The sequence below is a fragment of the Glutamicibacter uratoxydans genome, from assembly GCF_006539925.1.
In the GTDB taxonomy this organism is placed as follows: domain Bacteria; phylum Actinomycetota; class Actinomycetes; order Actinomycetales; family Micrococcaceae; genus Glutamicibacter; species Glutamicibacter uratoxydans.
Genome location: NZ_BJNY01000007.1, coordinates 44,135 through 69,843 on the forward strand (window position 1 = coordinate 44,135; position 25,709 = coordinate 69,843).

Here is a 25,709-nt window from a genome sequence, read left to right on the forward strand (position 1 = left end):
CTAGGCGACCACTTCCCCGGTCGGGCGACCTTCCTCGTCCAGAATCCATCCCATGCGCTTGAAGGAGCGGATGCCCACGCAGGTTTCGAGGATGTCGATGTGCGGGAAGGCGCTCATGAGCTGATGCTCGATCTGCGCAATGTCCACCGGGTCGCGGACCTGCATGTTGAAGATCAGGTTAGCTTCGCCGGTGGTCTGCACGCACAGCCTCAGGTTGCGCATCGTCATCAGGTAGTCGGCCACCGCATCGATCGCATCCCGCGAGACCCTGGCGAACCACTGCACCAACAGCGGTTCGCCTGAGAAGTTCGTCGCCAGCTCGCAGCGGACGAACAGCATGCCCGATTCCAGGGCCCGGCGCAGCATGCGCGCCACCGTGGCCGGGTGCTGCCCTGTCACCTCGGCGATCTGCTTGGCTGTGGCGCGGCCGTCGCGCTGCAGCACGTCGAGGCACGGCCACAATGCATCGGGAACGATGGTGCGCTGCGGATGCACCGCCGGCGCCAGTCTTTTCAGCTCGCGTTCTTGCTGCTTGTTCAGTGCGTCAAAGTGGAAATGTTCGGCGCTGGTGTAGATCTTGGTGCACACCGACACCTTGATCCGCAGCACGCCGGGCACCGCGCTGATCAAGGGCAGCACCTCGCGCGACATGGTCAGCCAGTCGGGGCTCAGGCAGATCAGCCGGAAGTCTGCGTGGCGCGTGGCCCCGTCCACCGACTGCACCTCGGGCAGCGCGCACAGTGCCCGCTGGGTTTCCTCCATCCGCGCCGGGTCCGCTTCAACCTCGATCAGCGCCGCGCAGTTCAGCCCCGGGCGTCCGCCCAGATGCCCCACGCACCACACCAGGTTCTGTGCGCGCAGCCGTTCCCAGCGCGCGGAGAGCGTCGAGGGGTGGCGGCCGAGGATCGGGCCGAGCTCGCTCCACTTGGCGCGCGGTGAAATCTGCAGGGCGCTGATGAGCTCAAAATCCTCGTCGCTCAGCGGGCTTTGACTCTCGCTTGCAATTTTTCCCATTTTCAAATGGTACTTCCACAATTTTTCTTTGAAAATCAGGAATTTTTATGAGCTGGACTCAAACTTGATCAGTGAGCCGCTTCACAGTGCTCGACGATCTACCAGGCAGGAAAACCATGACTCTCTCCACCCAGTCCATCACCGATGACGCACAGGAAATCTTCGGCGACGTGCGCAACCTGCGCCATGCCCTGCACCGGGAGCCGGAGGTGGGACTGTACCTGCCATCAACCCAGGAAAAGGTGTTGAACTGGTTGGAGCCCCTGGGCTACGAGCTGAGTCTGGGCAAGGACCTGAGCTCGGTGACAGCAGTGCTCCGTGGCGGCGCCGCCAAAGAGAACGCGCCGACGGTGCTGCTGCGCGGCGACATGGACGGGCTGCCGGTCAAGGAGAAGACGGGAGTCGACTACGCTTCCCAAACCGGAGACACCATGCATGCCTGCGGCCACGATATGCACGTAGCCATGCTGGCAGGAGCCGCAACCCTGCTGGCAGAGCGTAAGGAGCAGCTGCCAGGAGATGTGGTGCTGATGTTCCAGCCGGGCGAAGAAGGCTTTGACGGTGCAGGGCACATGATCCGCGAAGGAGTGCTGGATGCCGCCGGCAAGCGCGCCGACGTAGCCTACGGCATCCACGTCATGAGCGGCATCGGCACCAATGGAGAGATCATGTCCCGCCCGGGAGCCATCATGAGCGCCTCGGACGGCCTGTATGTGACCGTGCGCGGCAAGGGCGGACACGGCTCGGCTCCGTTCATGGCCAAGGACCCGGTGGGCGCGGCCGCTGAAATGGTCACCGCCCTGCAGATGATGGTCACCCGAAACTTTGACGCCTTCGACCCGGTAGTGATCTCCGTGGGCGTCTTCAACGCCGGCAACGCCAGAAATGTCATTCCCGAAACCGCCCACTTTGAAGCCACCATCCGCTCGTTCAGTCCGCAGGCCCACGACAAGCTGCAGTGCCTGGTGCCGCTGCTGCTGCAGGGCATCGCCAAGGCCCACGGCTTGGAAGTGGAGATCGACTACCGCCCCGAATACCCGGTAACCGCCAACCATGCGGAAAACACCAACTTTGCACGCAGCGCCGCCATCGAGCTTTTCGGCGATGCCTGCTACACCGAAATGGCCCAGCCGCTGACCGGATCCGAGGACTTCTCCCGCGTCCTGCAAGAAGTTCCAGGAGCGTTCATCTTCCTCTCGGCACTGGCTCCCGGCGAAACCGACGAAACCGCGCAGTACAACCACTCGCCATACGCCCACTTCGACGACTCGGTGCTCAGCCGGGGCACCGCGCTCTACACCTACCTCGCTACCCGTTCGCTCACCGAGCTTTCAGCACACTAAGGCGGCAAGCACATGTCACAGATTAATTCGGTTTCCTCCTCCCAGGCGGCTTCCGGCCAGCCAGCGCGGCCAGGGAAATCCATTGCCAAATCGCTGGTCGGCATCGGCGCCGGAAATGCGGTTGAGTGGTTCGACTGGGCCATTTACGCGACCTTCGCCTCCTACATCGCCCAGTCGCTCTTCTCCAAGGAAAACCCTGCCAGCGCGTTCCTGGCCACACTCGGCATCTTCGCCGTCGGCTTTGTCGCCCGGCCCGTGGGCGGCCTGCTCTTCGGCGTGATTGGAGACAAGATCGGCCGCAAAACCGCCATGACCGCGGCCGTGGGCCTGGCGGCCTTCGGCTCGCTGCTGATCGCGGTGACCCCTTCCTACGCGAGCATCGGCGCATGGGCTTCCTTCATCCTGCTGGCCGCCCGCCTGCTCCAGGGCCTGGCCCACGGCGGCGAGCTGCCCAGCGCGCAGACCTACCTGGCTGAAATTGCTCCTCCCAAGCAGCGCGGACTGTACTCGACGCTGATCTACGCGTCGGGAACCACCGGCATTGTCTTCGGCACCCTGCTGGGAGCCATCTTCACCACGGTCCTCAGCGACGAGCAGATGCAGGCCTTCGGCTGGCGCATCCCGTTCTTCCTCGGAGCGCTCATGGGCCTCTACACGCTGATCATGCGGGCACGGCTCAAGGAGTCGAACACCTTCGCTGCGCAGAAGAGCGCCAAGGCGGCGACCGCGCAGAAGTCCTCGCTGCTCAGCGACTTCATGGCCAACAAGGTCAAGGCGCTGCAGGTCATCGGCCTGACCGTGGGCATCACCGTGGTGTACTACATCTGGTCGGTCTCCACCCCAGCCCACGCCATCGCGACGCTGCACATTCCTCCCACCCAGGCCCTGTGGGTCGGCGTGATCGCAAACCTCGTCTTCATCGCTGCGCTGCCTTTCTGGGGCAAGCTTTCGGACCGCATCGGCCGCCGCCCGGTGATGCTCATTTCGCTGATCGGAGCCGCGGCGCTGCAGATCCCGGCCGCCGCCTTTGTCCGCGACTCCTGGTGGCAGCTGCTGGTTTCCATGGTGGTCATGCTGTTGTTCATCTCCGGCTATGCGGCGATCTCCCCTGCCGTCTACGCCGAGCTGTTCCCCACCTCGATCCGCACCGTCGGCGTTGCAGTGCCCTACGCCCTGTGCGTGGCGCTCTTCGGAGGCACCGCGGCCTATCTGCAGGCGGCCTGCGATGTGTGGTTCGGCGGCAGCGGAGCCATGATGTTCTCCATCTACTCCATCGTGCTGCTGCTGGTTTCCATCTTCACCGTCTACAAGATCAAGGAATCCAAGGGCATCGAGCTGCAAGACTAGCTCCCGCCAAAAATGCGCCCCCGCCGTCAAAACGGAGGGGGCGCATTTTTGTCTTGCACGCTTCCTCCACGCTGCGGCGGCTCACCATCCCAGCTGGTTCAGGTGGATGTGGTTGCGCACCGCTGGATAGTAGCCATTGAGGTACCCGGCGGTGGTGGGGTGCAGATTGAACGGATCGGCGAGATTTGCCTGGTTGAAGTAGATCCAGGAGTTATCCGCGTTGATCCCATGGTTATTGAACGGGCCAAGCACCGGGACGAACGTGACGCTGGTTCCATGCGTTGCCTTGCTGATGCCGCGGTTCAGCGCATCGGTCAGCTTGTTCAGCGTGCGCGCGTTGGCTGCAGTCATCAACGGCTGGTCCCCGTTGGAGGTGGCCAGCAGCCGAGGGTAGCCCAGCACCAGGATCGTGCCGGGGGTCTGTGCGTCAATCTGCGCAAGGACCGCGTGGACCCTCGCCTGGACTTCTGGCAGCGCCGCCCATCCTGCGGCGGTCGCGTGGTCGCAGGCTGCGGCGGTGCCCAGGGTGCTGCAGGCGGCGATGGTTCCGGCGAAGTCGAGGTCGTTGCCGCCCAGGCTCAGGGTGACAAGGTCAGCGTGGGCCAGCTGCCCTGACAGGGCCGAAGCCATGAGGGCCACCTGCTGGGTGCTCGCTCCCGCACAGGCCCCGTTGGCGGTGAGCACCACGCCGTCCAAGGCGTCGATCGCCGTGACATGCGTAGCCCCGCTGCCTTGGAAGCATCCCGGCACCGGCCCTGGCATCACCGAGCCGGAGCCGAAGCCCGCGGAGTAGGAGTCGCCCAGGTTGACGTAGTTGATGGTGGAGGCATCTGCTTGCGCGGCCGGTGCCCAGCCGGCGACGGCCAGGGCCGCCGCGGCGCAGGCCGCCGTGAAGAGTGCGAATGTTCGTGGTTTGTTCCTGCCAGCCATTGGAAATCCCCAATTCCCGTTGCTGTTCAAGGCGCAGTGCGCCTCGTGGGGCCCGACGGCCCCGGTTCTGTGGCGGCCCGCCGTCCCGATCCAGGGATGCGGCCGCTGTGCTCAGCCTTCGAGCCGCCCACCGGCCTGCCATGCTGCGCCAATGGGTGCGACAAACGCGGGCCTCCTCCCAGCCGGCCCACACGTGCCACACATCCTACGCCCAATCAGCCGCCGGTGACAGGGTCCGCGGAGGCCTAGTTCGCGGCGGCCGCTTCCCGGCGCCGGTTCCTGGCCGCCAGCCTTGCGGCGACCAGCCCGTGGCGCGGGCTGAAGAAGTACACGAACGCGAAGATGATGCCTTGGGCCAGCACCACCATGCCGCCGGTGGAGGCATCCAGGTAGTAGCTGGCGTACACGCCCACCACGCCGCCCAGGGCCGCCAGCACCGGGGCGATCAGCAGCATCTTGGAAAACCTGTCGGTGAGCAGGTAGGCGGTGGCGCCGGGGATGATCAGCATCGCCACCACCAGGATCACGCCCACCGCCTGCAGCGCCACCACGGAGGTCATGGCCAGCAGGCCCAGCAGCAGTGCGCCGAGCAGCCGCGGGTTCATGCCCAGCGCGTGGGCATGGGTCGGGTCGAAGGCGTAGAGCGTGAAGTCCTTGCGCTTGAGCATCAGGATGGTGAAGGTGACAGCGCCCAGCGCCAGCACCTGCCACAGATCCGCGGCGGAGACCCCGAGCAGGTTGCCGAAGATGATGTGGTTCAGATCCACCTGGCTGGGGGTGATGGAGATCAGCACCAGCCCGAAGGAGAACAGCGTGGTGAACACGATGCCGATGGCCGCGTCCTCCTTCAGCCTGGAGGTGTCGCGCACCCCGCCGATCAGCGCCACCGCGAGGAAGCCGAAGACCAGCGCTCCCAGGGCGAAGGGGGCGCCGAGGATGTAGGCGATCACTACCCCGGGCAGCACCGCGTGGGAGACCGCATCCCCCATCAGCGACCAGCCGATGAGCACCAGCCAGCAGGACAGCAGCGCGCAGAGCACCGCGGCGATGATCGTCACGGCGAGCGCGCGGACCATGAAGGTGTAGCTCAGCGGCTCGGCCAGCAGTTCAAACAGGTTCACAGTGCGCCTCGGTTCATCGGGTCCAGCCCGAAGGCCAGTGCAAGGTTTTCGGGTTTCAGGATTTCTTCCGGCGAGCCCTGCATCAGCACCCGGCGCATCAACAGGACCGCCTCGTCGGCGAGCTCGGGCAGCGCGTGCAGGTCGTGGGTGGAGACCAGCACGCTGCCGCCGGCATCTGCCACCTCGCGCAGCAGCCTGGTGATGGTTCCCTCGCTGCGCTTGTCCACCCCTGCAAAGGGCTCGTCGAGCAGCATGATGGATGCTTCCTGGGCGATGGCGCGGGCCACGAAGGCGCGCTTCTTCTGCCCGCCGGAGAGCTGTCCGATCTGCCGGTCGGCAAAGCCGGTGAGCTCCACGCGTTCCAGCGCCTGCTGAACCGCCTGCTTGTCAGCCTCGCGCACCCGGCGGGTGAATCCCATGTGGCCGTAGCGGCCGGTCATCACCACCTCGCGCACCGAAATCGGGAAGTCCCAGTCCACCGACTCGTTCTGCGGCACATAGCCGATCAGCTTGTCTTTGCGGGCCTGCCCCGGGCTGCGCCCGTCGACCAGCACCTGCCCGGCATCGGGCTTGAGCTGGCCCATGATGGTCTTGAACAGCGTGGACTTGCCCGAGCCGTTCATGCCCACCAGGCCGCAGATCCTGCCGCGGCCCAGCTGCACCGTGGCATCTTCCAGGGCGCTGACGCTGCCGTAGTGCACGCTCACGCCCTGCACGTCAATGGCCGGAACTGCGGCTACAGTTTTTTCTGCCGTGTTCATCGCGCAGCTCCTGTCAGTGCGTCGGCGATCAGCCGGGTATCGGTCTTGATCAGGTCCAGGTAGGTGGGCACCGGCCCGTCGGGGGCAGAGAGCGAATCGACATAGAGGGTGCCGCCGTATGTGGCGCCAGTGGATTCCACCACACGCTGCATGGCGGCATCGGAGACGGTGGATTCGCAGAACACCGCTGGCACCTGGTTTTCGCGCACATAGTCGATGGCGGAGGCCACCCTGCGCGGGGTGGCCTGGGATTCGGCGTTGACCGCCCACAGGTATTTTTCCTTCAGGCCCGCGTCCCGGGCCAGGTAGCTGAAGGCCCCTTCGCAGCTGACCAGCACCCGCTGTGCCGCCGGAATCTGCTGCAGCCTGGCTTCGAGCTGGTCGTGGACCTGCTGCAACTGTCCCTGGTAGTTTTTGGCATTGCTGCGGTAGTCCTGGGCATGGGCCGGATCGAGTTCGCTGAAGGCATCTGCCATGCGCGCGGCATAGTCCTTGACGTTCAGCGGGCTCATCCAGGCGTGCGGGTTGGGCTTGCCCGCCCCTTCGCCCTCGACGATGTCAATGACGTCCACCCCGCCACTGACGCTCACATGCGGCGCCGCGCTTTCGGCGGTGAACTGGGCGAACCAGGCTTCCAGGTTCAGCCCGTTGTCGATAATCAAATCGGCCTGGGCCGCCCGGCGCAGGTCATCTGGCGTGGGCTCGTAGCCGTGGATTTCGGCGCCCAGCTTGGTCAGCGATTCCACGCGCAGGTGGCCGCCTGCCACATTGGAGGCGATGTCTGCCAGCACGGTGAAGGTGGTGAGCACCACCGGCCGCTGATCTGCCGGCTGTGTTTCCGCCTGGGGCTGCGCCGTGCTGCAGCCGGCGAGCAGCATCGCTATCGATGCCGCCGCTGCCATGGCGCTGCGCCGTCTTGTTCTTACTCTTATGTCCACCGTGACTGCCCTTAAAACAAAATCCTGCAAGAAGACGAAGTGTTTCGTCTTCTCACAGGATAATGTTTGTGGGGTCAAACTTTCAATTCGTGATAGTCGAACCCGTGGTGGCCAGCGTGTAGATCAGCCGGGCTGCGCTGCGTGCGGTGCGCGAATCCACGTCGTATTTCGGGTTCAGTTCAACAATGTCGGCCACCTTGAGCTTGCCGCTGGCGGCCACCTGCCGGCAGACCTGCGTGATGATCTGCATCGGCACGCCAAGTCCTGCCGGGGCGCTGACGCCCGGGGCCACGCTGGCAGGCAGGACATCAAGGTCGATGGTCAGGTAGAGCACGTCGATGCTCTCTAGGAAGTCGGCGACGAACTTCTGGGCACGCTGCTCATCGCAGTCCTCGTCCAGCAGGTACTTCACACCCAGCGAGTCAGCGGCGTTGAACAGCACCTTGGTGTTGTTCGGCTCGCTGATGCCCAGCACCGCATAGTAGAAGCCGCGGCCGGAGTTCTGCAGGTTCTCCGCGAGGTTCAAGAACGGAGTGCCGCTGCTGCGGCGGTCCTCCTGACGCAGGTCGAAGTGCGCGTCGAGATTCAGGATGCCGACCTTGATCTCGGGATCCTGGTCGTAGAAATGGTAGATGCCGCTGCCGGTTCCATAGGCAGTCTCATGTCCACCGCCCAGGATAATCGGCAGGCTGCCGCCGGACAGCGCAGCTTCCACCGCCATCGCCAGCCGGGCCTGGCCCTGCTCCAGCTCGTCGCCGACCACAACAATGTCGCCCAGGTCTACGAGCTTGCGCTGTTCATGAATTGCCATCGGCGCCAAGGCCTTGCGCAGCGCCAGCGGCCCTTCGGCGGCCCCGATCCGCCCCTTGTTGCGTGCCACGCCGGCATCCGAGGCAAAGCCCAGCAGCGCTACGCTGCCATCTAGCGGGCCGTTGGCTCCCAGCTCGATGTGCTGGTGCCAGCGCAGATGCGCCGCCTCGGTGCCGTCGACCCGTCCATCCCACAGCGGGGCATTGCGGTCGACCATGACGTTTGTTTTTCCAGAAGATTCACCCATGCTTCCAGAACACCAGATCACTTGGCGCCTTGCCAGCGCTTTTCACATTGCAAGTCTGCGATTACAGACAATTGGCCAGGTTCGGCCACCTAGCCGGCCTGCGTGTCGAAAACGAACGCGGTGATCGACCCCGGCTCGATTTCGGTGCGCCCGGCATCTTGGATCACCGGTCCAGCGGCATGCTCGGAAAGCTGCATGAACTCTCCCGTGCCCAGATGCCTGATCCCCACCGGAGCCTTGGCCGCGAGCCAGCCCTCGATGCGCACCGGGTCGGCCTGAGTCAGCCAGGCGAAGAGCGCATGCGCGCTCTGGGCAGCCGCCTTGCCAGTGGACATTTCCAGCGAATCATTCAGCACAATAGTGAGCGCAGAGCCCAGAATCTCATCGCTCTTGGGCAGCTGGGTTCCCGAGACTTGAAGCTTGGCGATCAGCTTGGGCAGGTCGTTTGCCGGCAGCGGGGGAAGCCCGACCGCCTGCGCCTTGCCCACTTCGCTGACCATGGCTTCGGGGAACAGTTCAAGCACCTTGGCGAACATTTTCGGATTTGCCCGGCGCACCGACTTGGCGAAGGCCTGGTCGGCCCAGAGCTGCCAGTCGGGGTTGTGCGGATCCTTCAGGTAGGCAATGACCGCCGCCCGCGCCACGGCGCTAAGCCCCTCGTCTTCGGTGGACGGATCTTCCTTGTCGATACGCAGAATAATCGGCTGCACCAATTCATTGGGGTCGCGTTCACGAAGCTCACTCATGATCCCAATTCTATTCAGCACCGCGGACGGCTCTTAAACCCTGCAGGCGGGCTCCGTACGGAGCCCGCCTGCGGCATCCATCGAGATTATGCGCTGAGGAAGGTGACGGTGATGCGCGCCCGCTTGGCCGCATAGACCGCATGCATCACGTTGGCTTCAACGAAAATCGACCCGCCAATGGTCATCAGGTGGGTTTCGCCGTCGACGCGGAATTCAACTTCGCCGTCAACCACGGTGACAAGAATCGGCGTACGCGCCATGTGGTCTGCAAGCTCTACCCCGGCATCGAAAGCAATCTCAGTGATCTGCGCCCGTTCGCCGGAGAAGATGCGCTTGGCCGAGTATTTGCCCGGCTTGATCGGATTTCTTTCGCTGTAGTCCAGCAGGCCGATGGCAATCAGCTGCGAATCTGCACCAGGTCCGGAATTCTTTGCTTCCATTTCAACTCCCCTTCAATGGTCCGCTTCATGTCCATCTTTCATCATGCCACGCTGCACTCTGTGGGCGTTTCAGTGCCCGTGCTTGCGAACCTTGCGCGCAATCAGCAGGACAACGCTGGTGAGCATTGCCGCGGCCAAGGTAACCAGGGTTGGAATCTGCCACCCGCTGGAATCCATATTCGCCGCGACGTCGTTGGCGAAGCCAGCAGCCGCAGAGCCGAAGCTTCTGCCGCTGCTCGACCCCAGCGCCGCAAGCGCCGTAAACACCGCCGGCATCACCCACTGGATCGCCAGCGCCAGCAGCCACATGAGCAGGTGCACTGCCTTCATGAACCCCAAGATTCCCAAGGCCAAACCCAAAACCAGTGGACCCGCATAGTTCAGGTAGGCGCCGTACTCCCCTGCACCGCCGAGCAGCGAGGCGACAATCGTCAGCCACAGGCTGATTCCCGTGGTGAGCGCTGCGGTCAACAGCACGACGATTCCCAGCGGCAGCCGCACCAGCAGGAAATACAAGATCTGGCAGAGGACGAATGCGCTGCCGACGACCCACAGCTGGTGCACCGAAGCATCGGAGATCTTCCCAGCAAAAATTTTCGGATTGAATGCATACAGGCCTTGGAGCACAAAGCCGATGAGTCCCAGCGCCACGCCGACATCCGTGAGGACTGCGAATTTCACCGCACCACGAGCATTGCGCCGGACAAAGTAGGCGCTGAACAGCGTGAGAACAGAGAAGACCACCAGCAGACCCAGCATGTCATTTGATGCATGGGGGAAGATGGCGCTGTCATTCTTGCCGATCCACAGCCACGGCAGGACGACCACTGCCGTCATCAGCAGGCCCGCAACAATTTGCATCCACCAGTTTTGCCACACGCGCGCAGTTGATCTCAAAGTTGCTCCTTTGTGTTCCTCCGCGCTCATTCTGTCAGAGCTGGCGCGTGGACCGCGGTAGCCCAAGGTCGGCGTTTCATCCTCATGGCGGTTAACGCAGCGAACGGCCCGTATCCATTCCATACCCTGTGGAATGCATACGGGCCGTCCGATTCTCACCTCAGCCTCGATACGGATGGTCGATGCCCTCAAACAGGATGCGAGATAACTTTGGTCAAGCTGCCTGCCGGTGAAAGCCGCTTCGGCGGTAGCCTTTGCTGCTTCAACTGATTTCAGTAAACACCAGATTAGTCATAGTGTGCAATGACCTCATTTCTAATTGATCAGTCTGATCAATATGCTCCGAAACATTCCGTCACAACCGGCCATTCTGCACGACACACTGCCAAAAGTGATTCAGAACACTGACTGGACGCTGTTGACCTTGACGTTGCGTCAACCGTTAGCGTGAAACCCATGAACAACATCTCCGCAGCCAACCAAGACTCCAGCGCCTTCAGCATCGCCGAAGTCGCCAAGGCCGCCGGAGTCACCAGCCGCACCTTGCGGCACTACGACCACATCGGGCTTTTGGCCCCTGCTTACACAGCAGCGAACGGATACAGGTTCTACACCCAAGCAGAACTGGTCAGGCTGCAGCGGATCCTGCTGCTGCGCCAGCTCGGACTGGGCTTGGAAACCATCGGTGACGTTCTCGACTCCAAACAGGACCAAGAACTGGCGCTGCGCACACACGTCGAAGACCTGCTGCGGCAGCGCGAGAACCTCGATCGGCAGATCAGCGCCCTGCACCACACCATCAACTCACTATCAACAGGAGAAGCAATGAACTTGGACGCAGCCTTTGAAGGCTTCAACGAACAGTACAAGGACGAAGTCACCGCCCGCTGGGGTGCCGACGCCTACAAGAAATCGAACGACTGGTGGCGCTCCAAGTCTGCCGAAGAACGTTCAGACTTCATGGCCCTGGTCAAAGAGCTCAACGAAGACTGGGCCGCGGTGGGCGAAAGCGGTGCGGCACCAGACAGCGAGGCAGCCCAAGAACTTGCCGCCAGGCATGTCCGGTGGCTAGGCAGCGTCCCCGGAACCCCTGCCGCAACCGGTGATCCGCTGCAGCTGAAAATGTATGTCCTTGGCCTGGCAGAAATGTATGTTGCCGATGAGCGGTTCGCCAAGAACTACCAGGGTCATGCGCCCCTGGTCCGCGATGCGCTGCAGATTTTCATGGAAAACCTGCCGGAGGCCAAGGAGAACTAGATGCAGTCCGCCCTGCGGCATTTCCATCTTTGTTCCGGGATCCGTGGGGCGCTGCCGCCTTTAGTCAAGGTCGGATCCTTGGGCCAGGTCTTCACGGGCTTGGGCGTAGCGCTGTTGGATGTACTCTTCCAGCGCTTCGCGCTCGACGCGCCACATGCCGCGGCCGCCGATCTGAATTGCCTTGAGCTCTCCGCTTTTGACCAGGGCGCGGACCTGCGGGAGCTTCACATTCAGCTCTTCTGCGACGTCTTCCAACCGTAGAAACCTCATGAACTCAGATTACTGTCGTTAGTTGCCGTTTGCTGAACTTGGAAACGATTTGTGGATAACTCGCCCCAGCCCGCCGTGCGCCATCCCTTTTCCTTTCAGCATGTGAGATTGCAACAAAACCGGTCAGTCCGTGCAATACAGTTGGGGTCCACTGATCATTTTGACTAAAATCTAGTACTAGAGCTTGCGCTCTTCTTGCACACGCCGTCACAGGAGACTACACACATGACTTCGGATACGTATCAGCTCGACGAAACCGATCGACGTATCCTCTTGGCTCTTGATGCGGACCCGCGTGTGCCGATCATGATGCTGGCCCAGCAGCTGGGCCTGGCCCGCGGCACCGTGCAGACCCGGCTTGAGCGACTGGCGAATTCCGGTGCGCTGCGCCCGAACACCGCACGGATCCTTCCCGCTGCCATGGGCCGCGGCGTGAGCGCATTCGTCAGCGCAGAGCTGGACCAGGCCCGCCTCAACGAGGCCATCGCCGGCCTGCGCCAGATTCCCGAGGTCCTCGAATGCGTTGCGCCGGCAGGCGACACCGACCTGCTGCTGCGCGTCTCGGCCACCGATCCCGATGACCTGTACCGCGTCAGCGAAGAGATCCGCCTCTGCCCGGGCATTACCCGCACCTCGACCTCGATGATCCTGCGCGATGTCATTCCCTACCGCACCACCGAGCTGCTCAAGAAGCTCAGCGGAGACAAGCACTAGGAATCGGCAGCTGCCTGTACCAGCTCCCGTCCACAATTCTCTGGGCCGCTATGGGGCTGCGGCCAAGCTCGCACATAGCAAGGCTGCCTAGAGTAGTAACTACCTTCTTCAAGGTGCGAGTGATGATGATGTAATTCTGGCTCCGTTGCGCACGGCAACGGAGCCAGAATTCTTTTAACCCACAGCTACGCGTTGACCGCGTCCCTGCTCTTGCCCGGAAGATACTTGCGGGCACGGAACACCTGGATCATAGACAGACAGCACAGCGCGGCCAGCAGGGCGATGAACCACACCGGGTCCGCTGCCATGCGCCACAGGGCGAAGAAGGTCGGGAATGTAAACCCGATGAAGCAGCACATGTAGAACCTGCCGGTCAGCTTGCCGATGTCTGCGGGCCCGGCAAGGTCCAGGACCTGGCTCAGACCCGCGACCAGCAGGATGCCGTTGGCCGATCCCGACAGCACGAAAGCCGCGGCGCCCAGCACCAGCGAGCCGGTCAGCGATACGGCGATCATCACCAGCAGTGCCAGCAGTGACACCGCGAGGCCCGCCATCAGCAGCCGGATCCGGCCCACATCGTTGAAACGCTTAATCAACGGCTGGATCGCGGCGCCCATGCCCATCGTGACCACCACGGCCGTCGTGGTGTACAGCAAGGTCGACTGGCCCGGCGCTGAACTCAGCGCGGGCACCACGGCGAACCCGGTGGCTGCCATGCCGAAGACCCACGGGGCCGCCGGCAGCACCATCCGGGTGAACCTTTTCATGTTCGCTTCGCTGGTGTGCATCTGCGTCGGCGCTGGTGCGGCAGGCAGCGGCACCACTCCGAGCAGGAAATTCTCGCGTTCTTCCCTAGTCGTGAGCATCAGCAGCAGCCAGGCGGCGGTGGCCGCGGCGTGCACCGCATAGGCAAGTTCGGGGTTCTGGGTGCCGCCGACGATCGCCCCGGAAATGGCAGGTCCAATGGCGAAGCCCGCCGAAGTGCAGATCGCCGCCCGGGTGGCCCCGGCGGGTCCCGGGCTGATCAGCTTGACCCAGCTGGTCACGGCGACCATCGCCAGCCCCATGCCCAGGCCGGTGAAGATGCGCCCGGCATACAGGCCCAGCTCGTTGAACACCCCGGTCATCAGGGCCAGGGATCCGAGGATGGAGAAGCCGAGCGCCGCCAGGGTGAAGGGCTTGCGGCCGAATTTGTCGGCCAGCGGCCCGCCGAAGGCCAGGGCAGGGATCATGCCCAAAAGGTAGCTGCCCATCACGAGCATCGCTTCGAATTCGCTCAGTTCGCGGTGCTGCTGGTACCAGCTGATCAATGAGACATACTGGTTGGCGCACCAGCCGGTGAGGATCAGGCATATGCCGGGAAGCCACCACTTGGTGGCGGCCCGTAGGGTTTCTTGCAGGGAAATAGCTACTCCGTAAGTTCGTGGAAGAGTCCGCGCACGCGGCCGGCGATCTCGTCGCGGATCATGTTCATGCGCTCGGCTCCGGTCACGCCGTCTTCGCTGGGCTCATAGGTGACCCAGCGTTCGGTGGCGACCTCGGGGCCGAAGACCGGGTTGGCGTCGGTGCCGAGGATGACCACGCGGTCCACGTCCTTGGCCAGTTGCGCGTCGATCGGCTTGGGCGTTCCGCCGGCCATGTCCGCGCCGCACTCGGCCAGGGAGGTCACCGCTTCGTGATTGATGGCGGCTCCCGGGTTGGTGCCCGCCGAGTAGCTTTGCACCTTGCCCTCGGAGACGAGGTCCATCAGCGCGGCTGCCATCTGGGACTTGCCGGCGTTGCGGGAGCAAATGAACAGTACTGATGGTTTTGTCATAGACACAATTGAACCACCCAAAGCGCACTTTGGGTGGTTCAATGATGCTGCGTGACTTTTGGCCACAAGAGCCTAGATGCTCAGGTTTTTCTGTGCCTGGTTCTTGCCGGTTTTAATGGTCTCGCCCTTGAAGAAGGCCGGGTGCTTGACGCGGGTGTAGAGCATGACGATGACGCCGAGCAGCAGCACGCCCACGCCGAGGATGAACACCATGCCCACCCCGCCGATGTTCGAGCCGGAGCCATAGCTCGGCTTCATCGACTCGATGGCGGTGGCGAAGAACATCACCAGCAGGATGATGCCGCCGACCAGCGGCGCCAGGAACTTGAAGATGATGTTCCGGGCGCTGGCGAACAGCTCGTCGCGGAAGTACCAGACGCAGGCCAGCGCGGTCAGCCCGTAGTAGAAGCAGATCATCAGGCCCAGCGCGGTGATGGTGTCCCACAGCGCGTTCTCGGAGATCAACCGGGTGATCACGTAGAAGGCAGCGGCCGCCACGGCGGAGGCCACGGTGGCCACTGACGGGGACATGAACCGCGGGGAGATCTTCGCGAAGCTCGACGGCAGCGCCTTGTAGTAGCCCATGGCCAGCAGGGTGCGGGCCGGGGAGACCATGGTGGACTGCAGCGAGGCCGCGGAGGAGGACATGATCGCCAGGGACATCAAGATGGCCAGCGGGCCCATGACCGGGCCGGAGAGCACGGCGAAGATGGATTCCTGGTTATCTGGGTTTCCCGCGCCCAGGCCTGTGGTTCCCACGCCTGCCCAGTAGAGCACGCCGGTGGCCACCGCCAGGTACAGGGCGATGATGATCAGCACGGTCCAGGTTGCGCCGCGGCCCGGGACCTTGTTCGGGTCGGTGGTTTCTTCGTTCATGGTCAGGGTGACGTCCCAGCCCCAGAAGACGAAGATCGACAGCGAGATGCCTGCGGCGAAGGCGGTGAAGGATTCGACGCCCGCAGGGTTGAACATCTCGAAGGTGATCGGGGTGCGGTCGAACGGCGCATCGGAGGTGAAGGCCATGATCGCGAAGAGCAGCAGCACGCCGACCTGGAAGCCCACCAGCACGTACTGGAAGACCTTGGTGGCGTTCATGCCGCGGTAGGAAATGTAGGCGGCGATGGCGATGAAGACCAGCGTGGTGGGGATGTTGATCCACAGGTTCTTGGTCAGATCCGCGATCCAGTCCTGGCCGGTGAGCTGGGCGATGAGGATGTAGAAGAAGTCCACCGCCACGGCCGCCAGGTTGGAGAGCACGATCACCGTCGCGGCGATCAGTCCCCAGCCGCCCATCCAGCCGATCATCGGGCCGAAGGCGCGGGTGGCCCAGGTGAAGGAGGTGCCGGAGTCCGGCATGGCATTGTTCAGTTCGCGGTAGCCCAGGGCTACGAGCAGCATCGGAATGAAGCCGGCGATCAGGATGGCCGGGAGGCTGGTGCCCACCTCGGCGACGGTGGCGCCCAAGCCCGCGGTCAGCGTATACGCCGGGGCGATGCAGGAGATGCCGATGACAACCAAGCCCATGACACCGACGGTGCCCTTGGACAGACCCTTTTCATGCAGTCCCGAATCATTTGATTCGGGTGGGTTATCCTGCCTCAATTCTTGTGACATAGTGAGAAGCCTTTGAAATCGTGCGGCTCAACGCTGAGCCGCAGCCGCCCCGCACCGCGCTGAGCTGGCTCAGGCGGGCGGGTGCGCAGTGGGTGGAGTGTGCGCGGATTACAGAAATCGCGAGGGTGCGAGTTTCGACCTGTTCTTTCTACCGGGTCGTTTCCAGGGTGGGAATGACGCCGATCGGCACATTCAGGTTGCCCAAGATGCGCTGGGCTTTGGGGCCGATGAACAATCGGCGGTTCGCCGCCAGGCGCGAGGAGCCCAGCAGCGCCAGGTCCCCGGGCTGCCATGACAGCTGCGAAGAGGCGGCGTCGATGGTGCCGCCGATGACGATGTCGATCTGCGCTTCGATGCCCAGCTCCTCGATGACCTGCACCAGGTGCTCGCGCGTGTTCTTCACGTGGGCATCCAGGTCCTCGGCGGTGACTGCCACGTCCTTGTGCGCGACCAGGGTGGCCACGCGCAGCTTGACCTGGCGGGCCTCGGCGATGCGGGCCGACAGGTCGATCACCGCGCGCGCTCCGGGGCGGTCGCCCACGAAGCAGGTCAGCCGGGTGATCTTTCCGCCGGCGTTGCGCAGCGAGTCCAGCGAGGTCGGCGAGGACATGAACACCGCCAGCGGCGATGAATGCAGCAGCGCATTGGTAATGTTCCCGGGCATGAAGAAGCCGCCGACGTGGCGCTTGCGCCCGCCGAGCACGATGCCGTGGGCTTCAAATTCCTGGCCGAGTTCGATCAGCCCCTCGGCGATGGAGGAGACCGAGCGGGCCACCACGGAGGCGTTGATCCCTGCAGGAACCAGCGCCAGCGCCTGTGCGGCCCAGGCATCCACCTGGGCGGAGAGGATGGATTCATATCCATGGTCCCCGCCCGGGTAGATGGCGCTGAAGGGTGTGGCGGCCGGAAGCACGATCGCGATCTGCAAGGATGCGTTCTTGGTCCCGGCCACCACTGCGCTGGCCAATTCAATGGCCTCGGCGCCGCGTTCGTCGGCGGTATAACCTACGAGCAGTTTCATAGCTTAGGCGTTGGCCTTTTCGGTGAGGGTTGCGACGCCGTCGTAGGACTCGTCGTAGCTGGTGCCGTCCAGTTCGGCCAGGATGCGGGCTGCCGAGCGGCGGCCCATGCGCACTGCGCCGTCCACGTGCTGGAAGCCTTCGCCTGCCAGGTCCGAGGAGCTGAAGTAGATCGGGCCGACGTTGTCGTTCTGGGTCGGACCGAAGCGGTGCAGGCCGCCCAGGTCGTAGCTGGTGGCGTAGGCGCCGCGGGTCCACTCTTCGGAGCCGAAGTCCGAAAGGTAGAAGACCTTTGGATCCAGGGTCTTCTCGCCCAGGAACTCGGCCATGGCCTTGAGCACAACTTCCTTGCGCTCTTCGTCCGATTCCAGCGACCAGACCTTGTCTGCCTCAACATCGGAGATGAAGCCGACCAGGGTGCCGGTCTCTTCGCCGTCGAAGGTGTTGTCGTAGATTTCCTGGACCAGGTGGTTCGGGCCGAAGCAGGTGCCGGACAGGCCCTCTTCACGCCAGAACGGGGTCTCGTAGACTGCGTGCACCTTGATGACCAGGCCCATGGACTGGTGCTGGTGGGTGACCTGCTGCCAGCGAGGCAGCGGCGGGAAGTAGCTGATGCGGCTGTACAGGTTCGGCGGCACTGCCAGCACGACCTTCTTGGCCTTCACGGTGACGTCCGCGCCGTGGGCGACAACGCCTTCGTCGCTCCATTCCAGCTTCAGCACCGGGTTGTTCAGGAACAGGGTCTCTTCCGGCAGGCGCTTGGCCACCTCGATGGAGACGCCCTGCATGGAGGTCTTCATGCGGCGGTCCAGGATGAAGTCTTCGTCGACCAGGTTGTCGAAGGAGCCTGCGGAGGATGCCATGAGCACTGCCTGCAGTGCGGAGAAGGCGTGGGCGGGCTTGGTGAGCATGCCGCCGGCGATGAACAGGCCGATGTTGTTGCAGGCGGTCTCGTCATCCGAGTTGTTGCGCAGGAAGTGGTGGAAGGAAATGGTGTCCAGTTCGGCGGCGCGCGGGTGCTCCCATGGCTTGTCCGGGTTCATTTCGGCTGCCAGCTGGTTCATCAGCTCGATCAGCTTGTTCATTTCCGCCACGGTGGACTCTGCTACAGGGAAGTCGTCGCCCTCGTAGACGATCGCTTCGCCGGCTTCGGTGCGGTAGACGCTCTTGCCCTGCTTGTAGCGCTCGAAGGTCTCAATGCCCAGTTCTTCGATCAGCGAGTACAGGCCGGTCTGGTCCGGGCTGATCCACTGACCGCCGATCTCGATGGTGGCGCCGTCCATCTGCTCGGTCCAGGTGCGGCCGCCAACGCGGTCGCGGGCCTCGAGCACTGCCACGGTCTTTCCTGCCTTGCTCAGCTCGTAGGCTGCGGTCAGGCCCGATGGGCCGGCACCGATGACAACGACGTCGCGTTCCAGATTCTTCATTTCTACTCTCCCTGAACCTCAAAATGAATTTCGTTCATTTATCTTTCCTATAGCATAGGGTACGAACTTGAACTTGTGAAGCATTCCACGTCAACTAGGTGGTCAACAATGAGCGAACAGGCGCATCGGCGCGCTGGACGTCCCCGAAAAGCAGTACTGAATAAGGAACGGATCACCGAGCACGCGTTGAACCTGGTCTCCACCGACGGCTACGATGCACTGACCATGAGCAGGCTTGCCAAGTCCCTGGGCGTGGCCGCCTCAGCCCTGTACAACCATGTCTCCTCCAAGCAGGACCTGCTGCAGTGGATCCAGGAACTGGTGATGGCAGACATCGACGCCACGGTCTTCGACACCCTGGACATCGAGCCGGCCCTCATCCAGTGGGCCACCAGCTACCGGGACACCTTCGCCCGGCACATCCCGCTAATCCCGGTGATCGCCGTGCTGCCGGTCTCCGACTCCCCGCGCACCCTGGACATGTACGAGCGGGTGGCCGAGGCGCTGCGCGACTACGGGATGGACGACGGGGTGATCGTGCCAAGCATCGTCGCCCTCGAATCCTTCATCTTCGGTTCGGCCATGGACACCGCCGCCCCGCATGACATCTTTGAAACCAAGGACCACAAGGACGCCACCCCCAATTTCACCCAGGCCGTCGCCGACCAGCGCGCCACGGGACTAAATACCAGCGACGACTCCTTCCAGCGCGGCCTGGAAGCCCTGGTCGCAGGCCTCCTAGCAGCAGGGAGCAGATCATGAGCGAAGAACCCAAGTCCCGCATCTCCAAGATCACCGGAAAACAGTGGGCTTCCATCGCCCTGGTGGTGGTCGCTTTGGTCTTCATCCTGCAGAACCTGAACTATGTGCGGGTGGAGATCTTCCTCTTCCACACGACCGCGCCACTGTGGCTGATCCTGCTCGCCACACTTGCCGGCGGCTACCTCATCGGCCGCTTCTCCAAGCGCAGGGACTAGGAGCGAAGGAACCCCGGAACGCTGTAGCGTTCCGGGGTTCCTTTGGCTTAGTCCTCGACGATGGCCCACTCTCCGACTTCTTCGTTATCGGAGTCAAAGACGTCCTCCTGGGCCCCGGCGACGATGGGATACATCGTAATCTTCTCGGACCAGTCGCGCAGAATCTTCCGAAGCTCTTCAAGCGGCTTGAGCTGCATATTTTCAGTGTCGAAATTGACTTCCATAACAAAGCGCATGATGTGCTCCAATCCGTTCGGTTGCCGCCATACTATTCCTCGAAAAACTGAAATACGAGACTTGACAAGGGCTTGTCCAAACGGATTTTCGCAGAGCAAAATAATCTGGCCTTAAAAACGGAAGACGAGGCGTTATCGCCCCGTCTTCGCCAGAAAAAATTCAGTTTGTTACTGCATCGGCAGGTTGGCCAGCGAACTCATCGCCTCCGGGCCGCCGATCTTGTACAGGGCAAGCAGCAGCCCGCCGAAGATGGTTCCCAGCACCGCGCTGAAGCCCAGCGAGATCTTGGCCAGCGAGCGGACCTCCGAACGGCTGATCGCTGCTTCGTCGTTGAGGTACTTTTCGGCGGAGCGGCTGAAGCTTTCGGCGGGGGTGGTCAACGCGGTCAGCGTGATCACGTTCGAGGCCGAATCGGTGGCGCCGTCGCGCAGGTAGGCGATGGTGGTCTGCTGCTTGCGGTTCTGGCGCAGCTTGACAATGTTTGCACCATGTCGTGCCAACAGAATATCTTCGCCCAGTGGGATGGTTCCCATAACCGCCGCTCCTTCGTTGCCTGATTCTCTTTGCCTCTTGATATCAAGTAAAGCGCAGGAATTTTGACAACTTGTAGAAACCCCCTTGTTTTGTCGAGAACCACACATCATCCTGTGATGCAATCCGCATGATTCCGGGGCTAAACTAGGGTTTCTGGTGAGCTGGAGCATAGCCGCGGCGCCGCCGCACCGGCCCTATTCAGGCAGCTGCCCGAAGGCCTCGGTGTCCTCGATCGGGCCGAGCACCAGGATGCGGTCCCCCGGCTTGAGCACCGTCGACGCGTCGGCATTCTGCCACTTGCCATCAGCATTGGCACGGGCTGCCACGGTGACCCCATAGTGCTTGCGCAGATTACTGTCCCCCAAGCGCAGCCCGTGCAGCACCTTGGGCGAATTCATCTTCACCATGGCGAAGCCACTGTCGATTTCCACGTAGTCCATCATGGCGCCGCGCACCAGGTGGGCGACGCGCTTTCCCATGTCCTTCTCCGGATAGATGATGTGGTCCACGCCCAGCTGTTCGAGGATCAGCCCGTGCTGGTCATCCAGCGCCTTGGCCCACACATGGGGAACACCCATGCTCAAGAGCTTGGAACAGGTCAGGATGGATGCCTGCAGGTGGGTTCCGATGGCAACGACCACGCGGTCGAATTCGTTCAGCGACAGCTGCTCCAGCGCCTCACGCTTGGTGGCGTCGGCGCGGACCACCTGGGTCAGCTCGCCGTTCAGCTCCTGGACGATCTCCGAATCCAGATCGATGCCAAGCACGCTGGTGCCCGACTTCATCAGCTCCAGCGCCAGCGAGGCGCCGAAGCGGCCCAGGCCGATCACCGCGACGGAGTCGGCCTGCGCGATTTTCTTGGCCGCGCCGCGGCCCGAAGAGAAGTTAACCAATTGCTGGCCTTTCCTTAGGTAGTTCAAAAACTGCTTTCTTGTCGCGCAGGGCCAGGGCCGAGCCCAGCGAGAGCACCCCAACGCGTCCCAAATACATCAAGGCAATCAGCACCCATTCGCCGCTGGGCGGCAGGTCGGGGGTGATGCCGGTAGACAGGCCCACCGTGGCGAAGGCGGAGATCGCCTCGAAGAGGCACTCGTCCAGGGTGAAGTCGGTGACCACCAGCAAGATCATGGTGCCGCTCAAGACCGCCGCCACCGCCATGAGCACCACCGAGATGGCTTGGCGGTGCACCGAGCGGGACAGCCGCTTGCCGAAAATGTTCACGGCCGATTCGCCGCGCAGCTCGGTAAAGAGAATGAACAGCAGCACCGCGAAGGTGGTGATCTTGATGCCGCCGCCGGTGCCTGCGGGGCCCGCGCCGACGAACATCAGCACATCCATGCCAAGCCAGGTCGCTCCATGCATGGCGCCGATGTCGATGGAGTTGAATCCTGCGGTGCGGGTCTGCACGGATTGGAAGAAGCCTGCCAGCACCTTGTCCTGGATCGGCATGGGGCCCAGCGTGTCGGGGTTGCTCCATTCCATGCCGGTGATGAACACCGTGCCCACAGCCAGCAGCACCGCGGTGCCGACGAGCACGAGCTTGGTGTTCATCGACCATTTCAGCCGGTTGCGCGCATAGCGGCGGATCTGCAGGATGACGGGGAAACCCAGGCCGCCCAGGATGATGGCCGCCGCAATGGGAAGGCAGACCCAGGGGTCCGCGGCGAAGCCCACCAGATTGTCCGAGTACAGCGCGAAGCCCGCGTTGTTGAAGGCGGAGATTGCGTGGAAGGCCCCATAGGCCAGCGCCTTGCCGGGGTCATAGCCGTAGCCGAAGAAAAAGCGCCCTGCCAGCAGCAGGGCGATCGCGCCTTCGATGATGAAGGTGACCTTCACGATGGACAGCGAAGCGTTTTTGACGTCCTGCCCCTCCACAGCTTTGGCTTCGGTCTGGGTGGTGATCTTGGCCTTCAGGCTCAGCTTGCCCAGGATGCTCAGCGAAAACAGCGAAGCGACGAGCATGATGCCCAGGCCGCCGAGCTGGATCAGCACGATGATGACGATCTTGCCGAAAATGCTGAACTGCGTTGCGGTATCCAAGACCGCCAGGCCCGTCACGCAGACCGCTGAGGTCGCGGTGAAGATTGCGTCAATCAGATCGGTGTACTGGCCTGTGCTGGAAGAAAGCGGAGAAGCTAAAAGCAGCCCGCCGATGAGGATCGTTGCCGCAAATCCAACGGCGACGGTCCGCGCCGGCCGCGCCACAACATTCGAGCCGGAAACATGGATTCTCTGTTTCCTGCGGAGTTTGTTCATGAAGTCTTCGTATCGCTCAAACCATCTGTCTACGACACGTAGAACAGCCTTACGAATGGAAAACAGTACTCCTAGTTTGACCCGCTGCCAATAGTAATTCGCATCACATGAACCGCTGTGTTGGCCGCAGGAAAATGGGCAGAGAAAAGCGGAGGCAGTTCCCTGCCTCCGCTTGCCTCAAACTAGCGGCGTTATGCCGTCTTCAGGTTGCGCTGCTTCTGCTCGTGCTTTGCTGCACGGACCTGCGCGGCCAGCTCAGAGGTTTCCAGTTCCTCGGGAGCGGCAATATCGTATTTCTCTGCCTTGTCCAGCAATCGGGCGCGGATTTCGGCTCGATGAGTGCGGTTGTACTTGCGGACCATCACTACTGTCACAAGCGCCAAAACCAGCAGGGTGATCAGGGCAGTGATCGTCGTTGCTTCCATATTCATTGTCTTCTCGACCCCCTAACTTCAAAGTCGAGAATGGGCAGCCGGCTGGCGGGCTAGTCAGCCTGGTTCACTTTTTGAACGTGCCGGCGCATCATCCTCTATATAGTGAAGAACAACAAGTTTAGCAGTTTTATTCGAATCAGCCGAGTTGGCGGTTCATATCCTCGTGTAATATTCACAGGATTTCTCCCGAAATTCCGCAGTCTCACGCCGAGCCCAGCGCAGTTTTTCGAAAATGTCAGCCTGCCTGCCGGCCGCCTGTTAGAATTCCCCGGTGCCGTGGCTGTGCTCGAAGACCAGAGAGGTCTGGGTGGTGGCCACCGCGGGGTTTGCCGACAGGTTGTCCAGCACGAACTGGCGTACATCGGATGAATTGCGCACTGCAACATGCAGCACAAAGTCGTCCACCCCGCCGAGGAAGAAGAGCTGGCGCACCCCTGGCTTGCTGCGCATTTCATTGGCGAAGTTGGACATCAGGTGCCGGGCTCCCGGACGGATGCGCACGAAGATCAGCGCTTCAAGTTCCTGGCCGAGCACCTGCGGGTCGACCTCGATGGTGAACCGGGCGATCACTCCCGAATCGCGCAGCGCATTCAGTCGGGCCAGGCAGGTCGAGGCGGCGATGCCCAGCTCCTCGGCCAAGGAGTTGTTGGTCCGCCGCGAGTTCTTGGCAAGCAGCTGCAGCAGCTTCCGGTCGAGCTCATCGAGCTGCGCCGTGGCGACGTCACGGGAGTTGGTGCCGTTCAGCATCCAGTTACACCTGCTTTCAGCAAGACAACACGCTTGAGAACATCATACGGGGCAGGCGCCAGCCGGCCGGATCAGCTGTGGCTTGCCTGCTTGCGCCCGCGCAGCACAAGCCATGCAATCAGAGAAATCACGAGGACTCCGGCGACGATCCACGGCCAGTCCAAGGCGATCCAGGCATAGAAGACCGCCATGCCGATGGTGGTGTAGATCAGCGCCCAGGCCAGCGCGCCGACAGCCACCGCCGGGATATAGCGGCGCAGCGGCATCCGGCTCATGCCAGCCGAGGCATTGACCGCTGACTGGATGCCGACGGTCAAGAAGCTCAGCGGCACCGCAAGCATGCCCCAGCGGGCGATGAACCGCTGGGCCCGCTGGTACACGGGCCCGCGCAGGTGGCGCTCAAAACGCGTGTGCTCCACGCCCTTGGCGATGCCCCGGCCCACCCAATAGGTGGTGTTGCCGCGGATGAAGGCTCCGAAGAAGAAAAAGACATAGGTCACCGCAAAGGGTGCGTCGTCGACCAACCATTTGATTGCGTCCATGGCTAGGGGACGCTCTTGATTTGGCGCACCAGCACGGCGCCGACCAGCGAGATAATCGCCGAGATGATGAACAGCGTCGGATAGCCTCCGAACCAGGTGACCGACAGCCAGGCAATGAGCGGAGCGACCACCTGCGGCAGCGAGTTGGCGATATTGATGACGCCCAGGTCCTTGCCGCGCGAGTCGGCGAAGGGAAGCACCTGGGTCAGCAGCGCAAAGTCCACCGCAAGGTAGGAGCCGAAGCCGATGCCCAGCAGCACCGCCGCGGCGATGGCCACCGGGAAGGTGCTGGCCAGCGACAGGGTCAGCGCGGCTGCCGCGACAATCACCGAGGAGATGATCACGTACTTTTTCCGCTGGCCGTCCTTATCGGACAACTTGCCGGAAATCACGGAAGAAAATATCACGCAGAACGCATATACTGCGGTCAACACCAGAACACCTTGAGCTGGATCGGGATAGCGGACGGCGTCCTGCAGGAAGTAGAGCAGGTAGACCAGGCACAGCTGGCATCCCAGGTAGAGCATGAAGCGGGTCAGCCAGGCCCATCCGAAGCCCTTGTGCTTGACCGGGTTGATCCAGAAGCTCTTGACGAACTCCCCAAACTTCAGCGGCTCCAGCGCCCCCTTGGGCAGCGGCACGTCCTTGCGCATCATGACATAGGGGATGGAGCACAGCGCCACCGCGGTGGCCACAATCGCGTAGCCGAAGACCAGGTCCTGGGCGGCGACCATGCCGATGACCGCGCCGATCAGCGAACCCATGGTCTGGCCCAGGGCGACCAGGCCGCCGACCACGCCGCGCTGCTCCACCGGAACCTTGTCGGGAATGGCGGCGAAGATCGCCGCCAGCGCGGCATTGCCCGCAGCCTGCATCAGAGCCCAGCCCAGCACCAGCATGCTCACGGTCTGCGCGGTGGACATCAGCAGCAGCGCCAGCGCCGCACAGATGGTTCCGCAGAAGACCCATGGGATGCGCCGGCCGTAGCGCGAGGTGCTGCGGTCGCTGAGCGCGCCGAACAGCGGGTTGGCCACCAGCGAGACGGCCGCGCCCACGCCGGTGACCAGCGAGAGGATCGCATTCTTCTGGCTTGCGTCCAGCTGCTGCGCATGGAGCCCCAGCAGCACCTGGATCGGCGCGAAGAAGCCGATGTTGATGCCTACGTGGACGACCACCAGTGCGGTGATCCATCCTGCCCCAACCCGCCGGGTGGGTATCTGCAATGCTGCTGGGACGGCAGGGACGTCCTGTGCTCCTGCGGTCATTGGCGG

General features: G+C 62.7%; 29 protein-coding genes. 6 read left to right on the forward strand and 23 right to left on the reverse strand.

Annotated features, from left to right (window positions below; all coding sequences use genetic code 11):
- Positions 1–1,014: an Lrp/AsnC family transcriptional regulator gene (locus tag AUR04nite_RS06880; protein WP_141363319.1), complete on the reverse strand. Its 1,014-nt coding sequence runs from the start codon at positions 1,012–1,014 to the stop codon at positions 1–3.
- Positions 1,015–1,130: 116 nt separating this feature from the next.
- Here AUR04nite_RS06880 and AUR04nite_RS06885 point away from each other — a divergent pair, with 116 nt between their 5' ends.
- Entirely contained in the window at positions 1,131–2,357 is a 1,227-nt protein-coding gene (locus tag AUR04nite_RS06885; protein WP_141363599.1) for a M20 metallopeptidase family protein, read from the forward strand.
- Between the two features lie 12 nt (positions 2,358–2,369).
- The gene (locus tag AUR04nite_RS06890) at positions 2,370–3,704 is read left to right on the forward strand and encodes an MFS transporter (protein WP_141363321.1); all 1,335 of its coding nucleotides are present in this window, start codon (positions 2,370–2,372) and stop codon (positions 3,702–3,704) included.
- 81 nt (positions 3,705–3,785) lie between these two features.
- On the opposite strand, the gene AUR04nite_RS06895 is transcribed toward AUR04nite_RS06890, so the two are convergent.
- The 8 genes from AUR04nite_RS06895 to AUR04nite_RS06930 form a co-directional block, all read right to left on the reverse strand.
- Positions 3,786–4,634, reverse strand: coding sequence for an SGNH/GDSL hydrolase family protein (locus AUR04nite_RS06895; protein ID WP_141363323.1), 849 nt, complete (start codon positions 4,632–4,634; stop codon positions 3,786–3,788).
- Between the two features lie 245 nt (positions 4,635–4,879).
- A complete protein-coding gene (locus tag AUR04nite_RS06900; RefSeq protein WP_407646673.1) occupies positions 4,880–5,710 on the reverse strand; it encodes a metal ABC transporter permease in 831 nt (276 codons plus the stop codon).
- A 41-nt stretch (positions 5,711–5,751) separates the two neighbouring features.
- Positions 5,752–6,516 carry a metal ABC transporter ATP-binding protein gene (locus tag AUR04nite_RS06905; RefSeq protein ID WP_141363327.1) on the reverse strand — a complete coding sequence of 255 codons (765 nt, stop codon included), beginning with the start codon at positions 6,514–6,516 and terminating at the stop codon, positions 5,752–5,754.
- Positions 6,513–7,394, reverse strand: a complete 882-nt coding sequence (locus tag AUR04nite_RS06910; protein ID WP_281285112.1) for a metal ABC transporter substrate-binding protein — start codon at positions 7,392–7,394, stop codon at positions 6,513–6,515. Before AUR04nite_RS06910 ends, AUR04nite_RS06905 begins: the two co-directional genes overlap by 4 nt.
- 142 nt (positions 7,395–7,536) lie before the next feature.
- Positions 7,537–8,511, reverse strand: coding sequence for a formimidoylglutamase (hutG, locus tag AUR04nite_RS06915; RefSeq protein WP_141363329.1), 975 nt, complete (start codon positions 8,509–8,511; stop codon positions 7,537–7,539).
- A gap of 89 nt (positions 8,512–8,600) precedes the next feature.
- Entirely contained in the window at positions 8,601–9,257 is a 657-nt protein-coding gene (locus AUR04nite_RS06920) for a peptidyl-tRNA hydrolase (protein ID WP_141363331.1), read from the reverse strand.
- An 86-nt stretch (positions 9,258–9,343) separates the two neighbouring features.
- Positions 9,344–9,697, reverse strand: coding sequence for a cupin domain-containing protein (locus AUR04nite_RS06925; protein WP_141363333.1), 354 nt, complete (start codon positions 9,695–9,697; stop codon positions 9,344–9,346).
- A gap of 69 nt (positions 9,698–9,766) precedes the next feature.
- The gene (locus AUR04nite_RS06930; protein ID WP_141363335.1) at positions 9,767–10,558 is read right to left on the reverse strand and encodes a hypothetical protein; all 792 of its coding nucleotides are present in this window, start codon (positions 10,556–10,558) and stop codon (positions 9,767–9,769) included.
- 492 nt (positions 10,559–11,050) lie between these two features.
- Here AUR04nite_RS06930 and AUR04nite_RS06935 point away from each other — a divergent pair, with 492 nt between their 5' ends.
- Positions 11,051–11,851: a MerR family transcriptional regulator gene (locus tag AUR04nite_RS06935; protein WP_141363337.1), complete on the forward strand. Its 801-nt coding sequence runs from the start codon at positions 11,051–11,053 to the stop codon at positions 11,849–11,851.
- 60 nt (positions 11,852–11,911) lie between these two features.
- Here AUR04nite_RS06935 and AUR04nite_RS06940 read toward each other — a convergent pair whose 3' ends face one another.
- Positions 11,912–12,121, reverse strand: a complete 210-nt coding sequence (locus tag AUR04nite_RS06940; RefSeq protein WP_141363339.1) for a helix-turn-helix domain-containing protein — start codon at positions 12,119–12,121, stop codon at positions 11,912–11,914.
- A gap of 225 nt (positions 12,122–12,346) precedes the next feature.
- On the opposite strand from AUR04nite_RS06940, the gene AUR04nite_RS06945 reads away from it, so the two are divergent.
- The gene (locus tag AUR04nite_RS06945) at positions 12,347–12,835 is read left to right on the forward strand and encodes an Lrp/AsnC family transcriptional regulator (protein WP_141363341.1); all 489 of its coding nucleotides are present in this window, start codon (positions 12,347–12,349) and stop codon (positions 12,833–12,835) included.
- Positions 12,836–13,020: 185 nt separating this feature from the next.
- Here AUR04nite_RS06945 and AUR04nite_RS06950 read toward each other — a convergent pair whose 3' ends face one another.
- From AUR04nite_RS06950 to AUR04nite_RS06970, 5 genes are all read right to left on the reverse strand, one after another.
- A complete protein-coding gene (locus tag AUR04nite_RS06950) occupies positions 13,021–14,241 on the reverse strand; it encodes an MFS transporter (RefSeq protein ID WP_141363343.1) in 1,221 nt (406 codons plus the stop codon).
- A 2-nt stretch (positions 14,242–14,243) separates the two neighbouring features.
- Complete coding sequence (locus tag AUR04nite_RS06955; RefSeq protein ID WP_141363345.1) at positions 14,244–14,651, reverse strand: arsenate-mycothiol transferase ArsC; 408 nt, start codon at positions 14,649–14,651, stop codon at positions 14,244–14,246.
- Between the two features lie 72 nt (positions 14,652–14,723).
- Complete coding sequence (locus tag AUR04nite_RS06960) at positions 14,724–16,265, reverse strand: APC family permease (RefSeq protein WP_141363347.1); 1,542 nt, start codon at positions 16,263–16,265, stop codon at positions 14,724–14,726.
- A 148-nt stretch (positions 16,266–16,413) separates the two neighbouring features.
- A complete protein-coding gene (locus tag AUR04nite_RS06965) occupies positions 16,414–17,286 on the reverse strand; it encodes a universal stress protein (RefSeq protein ID WP_141363349.1) in 873 nt (290 codons plus the stop codon).
- 3 nt (positions 17,287–17,289) lie between these two features.
- Entirely contained in the window at positions 17,290–18,711 is a 1,422-nt protein-coding gene (locus AUR04nite_RS06970) for a flavin monoamine oxidase family protein (protein WP_141363351.1), read from the reverse strand.
- A 108-nt stretch (positions 18,712–18,819) separates the two neighbouring features.
- Here AUR04nite_RS06970 and AUR04nite_RS06975 point away from each other — a divergent pair, with 108 nt between their 5' ends.
- Positions 18,820–19,473 (forward strand): TetR/AcrR family transcriptional regulator, encoded by a 654-nt coding sequence (locus AUR04nite_RS06975; RefSeq protein ID WP_141363353.1) that lies wholly within the window; start codon positions 18,820–18,822, stop codon positions 19,471–19,473.
- Complete coding sequence (locus AUR04nite_RS06980; RefSeq protein ID WP_141363355.1) at positions 19,470–19,688, forward strand: LapA family protein; 219 nt, start codon at positions 19,470–19,472, stop codon at positions 19,686–19,688. The genes AUR04nite_RS06975 and AUR04nite_RS06980 overlap by 4 nt, the downstream gene beginning before the upstream one ends.
- 47 nt (positions 19,689–19,735) lie before the next feature.
- Here the strand turns inward: AUR04nite_RS06980 and AUR04nite_RS17865 are convergent, their stop codons facing one another.
- The 8 genes from AUR04nite_RS17865 to AUR04nite_RS07015 form a co-directional block, all read right to left on the reverse strand.
- Positions 19,736–19,924 (reverse strand): hypothetical protein, encoded by a 189-nt coding sequence (locus AUR04nite_RS17865; RefSeq protein ID WP_218024644.1) that lies wholly within the window; start codon positions 19,922–19,924, stop codon positions 19,736–19,738.
- A gap of 168 nt (positions 19,925–20,092) precedes the next feature.
- Positions 20,093–20,458 (reverse strand): hypothetical protein, encoded by a 366-nt coding sequence (locus AUR04nite_RS06985; protein WP_141363357.1) that lies wholly within the window; start codon positions 20,456–20,458, stop codon positions 20,093–20,095.
- A 195-nt stretch (positions 20,459–20,653) separates the two neighbouring features.
- Positions 20,654–21,352 (reverse strand): potassium channel family protein, encoded by a 699-nt coding sequence (locus AUR04nite_RS06990; RefSeq protein ID WP_218024645.1) that lies wholly within the window; start codon positions 21,350–21,352, stop codon positions 20,654–20,656.
- Positions 21,345–22,715 carry a TrkH family potassium uptake protein gene (locus tag AUR04nite_RS06995; protein ID WP_141363360.1) on the reverse strand — a complete coding sequence of 457 codons (1,371 nt, stop codon included), beginning with the start codon at positions 22,713–22,715 and terminating at the stop codon, positions 21,345–21,347. The genes AUR04nite_RS06990 and AUR04nite_RS06995 overlap by 8 nt, the downstream gene beginning before the upstream one ends.
- A gap of 191 nt (positions 22,716–22,906) precedes the next feature.
- On the reverse strand, positions 22,907–23,140 hold the full coding sequence (locus AUR04nite_RS07000; protein WP_141363362.1) for a hypothetical protein: 234 nt from the start codon (positions 23,138–23,140) through the stop codon (positions 22,907–22,909).
- Positions 23,141–23,407: 267 nt separating this feature from the next.
- Complete coding sequence (locus AUR04nite_RS07005) at positions 23,408–23,896, reverse strand: Lrp/AsnC family transcriptional regulator (RefSeq protein ID WP_141363364.1); 489 nt, start codon at positions 23,894–23,896, stop codon at positions 23,408–23,410.
- Between the two features lie 71 nt (positions 23,897–23,967).
- On the reverse strand, positions 23,968–24,438 hold the full coding sequence (locus tag AUR04nite_RS07010) for a DedA family protein (RefSeq protein WP_141363366.1): 471 nt from the start codon (positions 24,436–24,438) through the stop codon (positions 23,968–23,970).
- Positions 24,439–24,440: 2 nt separating this feature from the next.
- A complete protein-coding gene (locus AUR04nite_RS07015; protein ID WP_141363368.1) occupies positions 24,441–25,703 on the reverse strand; it encodes an MFS transporter in 1,263 nt (420 codons plus the stop codon).
- Between the last annotated feature and the right edge of the window lie 6 nt (positions 25,704–25,709).

Excerpts from the sequence above, each read along its gene's own strand:
- AUR04nite_RS06900 (WP_407646673.1), bottom strand. The coding sequence starts at position 5,710 with ATGGTCCGCGCGCTCGCCGTGACGATCATCGCCGCGGTGCTCTGCGCG.
- AUR04nite_RS06925 (WP_141363333.1), bottom strand. The coding sequence starts at position 9,697 with ATGGAAGCAAAGAATTCCGGACCTGGTGCAGATTCGCAGCTGATTGCC.
- AUR04nite_RS06980 (WP_141363355.1), top strand. The coding sequence starts at position 19,470 with ATGAGCGAAGAACCCAAGTCCCGCATCTCCAAGATCACCGGAAAACAG.
- AUR04nite_RS06885 (WP_141363599.1), top strand. The coding sequence starts at position 1,131 with ATGACTCTCTCCACCCAGTCCATCACCGATGACGCACAGGAAATCTTC.
- AUR04nite_RS06985 (WP_141363357.1), bottom strand. The coding sequence starts at position 20,458 with ATGGGAACCATCCCACTGGGCGAAGATATTCTGTTGGCACGACATGGT.
- AUR04nite_RS06880 (WP_141363319.1), bottom strand. The coding sequence starts at position 1,014 with ATGGGAAAAATTGCAAGCGAGAGTCAAAGCCCGCTGAGCGACGAGGAT.
- AUR04nite_RS06930 (WP_141363335.1), bottom strand. The coding sequence starts at position 10,558 with ATGCAAATTGTTGCGGGCCTGCTGATGACGGCAGTGGTCGTCCTGCCG.
- AUR04nite_RS06905 (WP_141363327.1), bottom strand. The coding sequence starts at position 6,516 with ATGAACACGGCAGAAAAAACTGTAGCCGCAGTTCCGGCCATTGACGTG.
- AUR04nite_RS06920 (WP_141363331.1), bottom strand. The coding sequence starts at position 9,257 with ATGAGTGAGCTTCGTGAACGCGACCCCAATGAATTGGTGCAGCCGATT.
- AUR04nite_RS06965 (WP_141363349.1), bottom strand. The coding sequence starts at position 17,286 with ATGAAACTGCTCGTAGGTTATACCGCCGACGAACGCGGCGCCGAGGCC.
- AUR04nite_RS06970 (WP_141363351.1), bottom strand. The coding sequence starts at position 18,711 with ATGAAGAATCTGGAACGCGACGTCGTTGTCATCGGTGCCGGCCCATCG.
- AUR04nite_RS06890 (WP_141363321.1), top strand. The coding sequence starts at position 2,370 with ATGTCACAGATTAATTCGGTTTCCTCCTCCCAGGCGGCTTCCGGCCAG.
- AUR04nite_RS06975 (WP_141363353.1), top strand. The coding sequence starts at position 18,820 with ATGAGCGAACAGGCGCATCGGCGCGCTGGACGTCCCCGAAAAGCAGTA.
- AUR04nite_RS07005 (WP_141363364.1), bottom strand. The coding sequence starts at position 23,896 with ATGCTGAACGGCACCAACTCCCGTGACGTCGCCACGGCGCAGCTCGAT.
- AUR04nite_RS06895 (WP_141363323.1), bottom strand. The coding sequence starts at position 4,634 with ATGGCTGGCAGGAACAAACCACGAACATTCGCACTCTTCACGGCGGCC.
- AUR04nite_RS06910 (WP_281285112.1), bottom strand. The coding sequence starts at position 7,394 with ATGCTGCTCGCCGGCTGCAGCACGGCGCAGCCCCAGGCGGAAACACAG.
- AUR04nite_RS06960 (WP_141363347.1), bottom strand. The coding sequence starts at position 16,265 with ATGTCACAAGAATTGAGGCAGGATAACCCACCCGAATCAAATGATTCG.
- AUR04nite_RS06945 (WP_141363341.1), top strand. The coding sequence starts at position 12,347 with ATGACTTCGGATACGTATCAGCTCGACGAAACCGATCGACGTATCCTC.
- AUR04nite_RS07015 (WP_141363368.1), bottom strand. The coding sequence starts at position 25,703 with ATGACCGCAGGAGCACAGGACGTCCCTGCCGTCCCAGCAGCATTGCAG.
- AUR04nite_RS06940 (WP_141363339.1), bottom strand. The coding sequence starts at position 12,121 with ATGAGGTTTCTACGGTTGGAAGACGTCGCAGAAGAGCTGAATGTGAAG.
- hutG (WP_141363329.1), bottom strand. The coding sequence starts at position 8,511 with ATGGGTGAATCTTCTGGAAAAACAAACGTCATGGTCGACCGCAATGCC.
- AUR04nite_RS17865 (WP_218024644.1), bottom strand. The coding sequence starts at position 19,924 with ATGCGCTTTGTTATGGAAGTCAATTTCGACACTGAAAATATGCAGCTC.
- AUR04nite_RS06995 (WP_141363360.1), bottom strand. The coding sequence starts at position 22,715 with ATGAACAAACTCCGCAGGAAACAGAGAATCCATGTTTCCGGCTCGAAT.
- AUR04nite_RS07000 (WP_141363362.1), bottom strand. The coding sequence starts at position 23,140 with ATGGAAGCAACGACGATCACTGCCCTGATCACCCTGCTGGTTTTGGCG.
- AUR04nite_RS06955 (WP_141363345.1), bottom strand. The coding sequence starts at position 14,651 with ATGACAAAACCATCAGTACTGTTCATTTGCTCCCGCAACGCCGGCAAG.
- AUR04nite_RS06935 (WP_141363337.1), top strand. The coding sequence starts at position 11,051 with ATGAACAACATCTCCGCAGCCAACCAAGACTCCAGCGCCTTCAGCATC.
- AUR04nite_RS07010 (WP_141363366.1), bottom strand. The coding sequence starts at position 24,438 with ATGGACGCAATCAAATGGTTGGTCGACGACGCACCCTTTGCGGTGACC.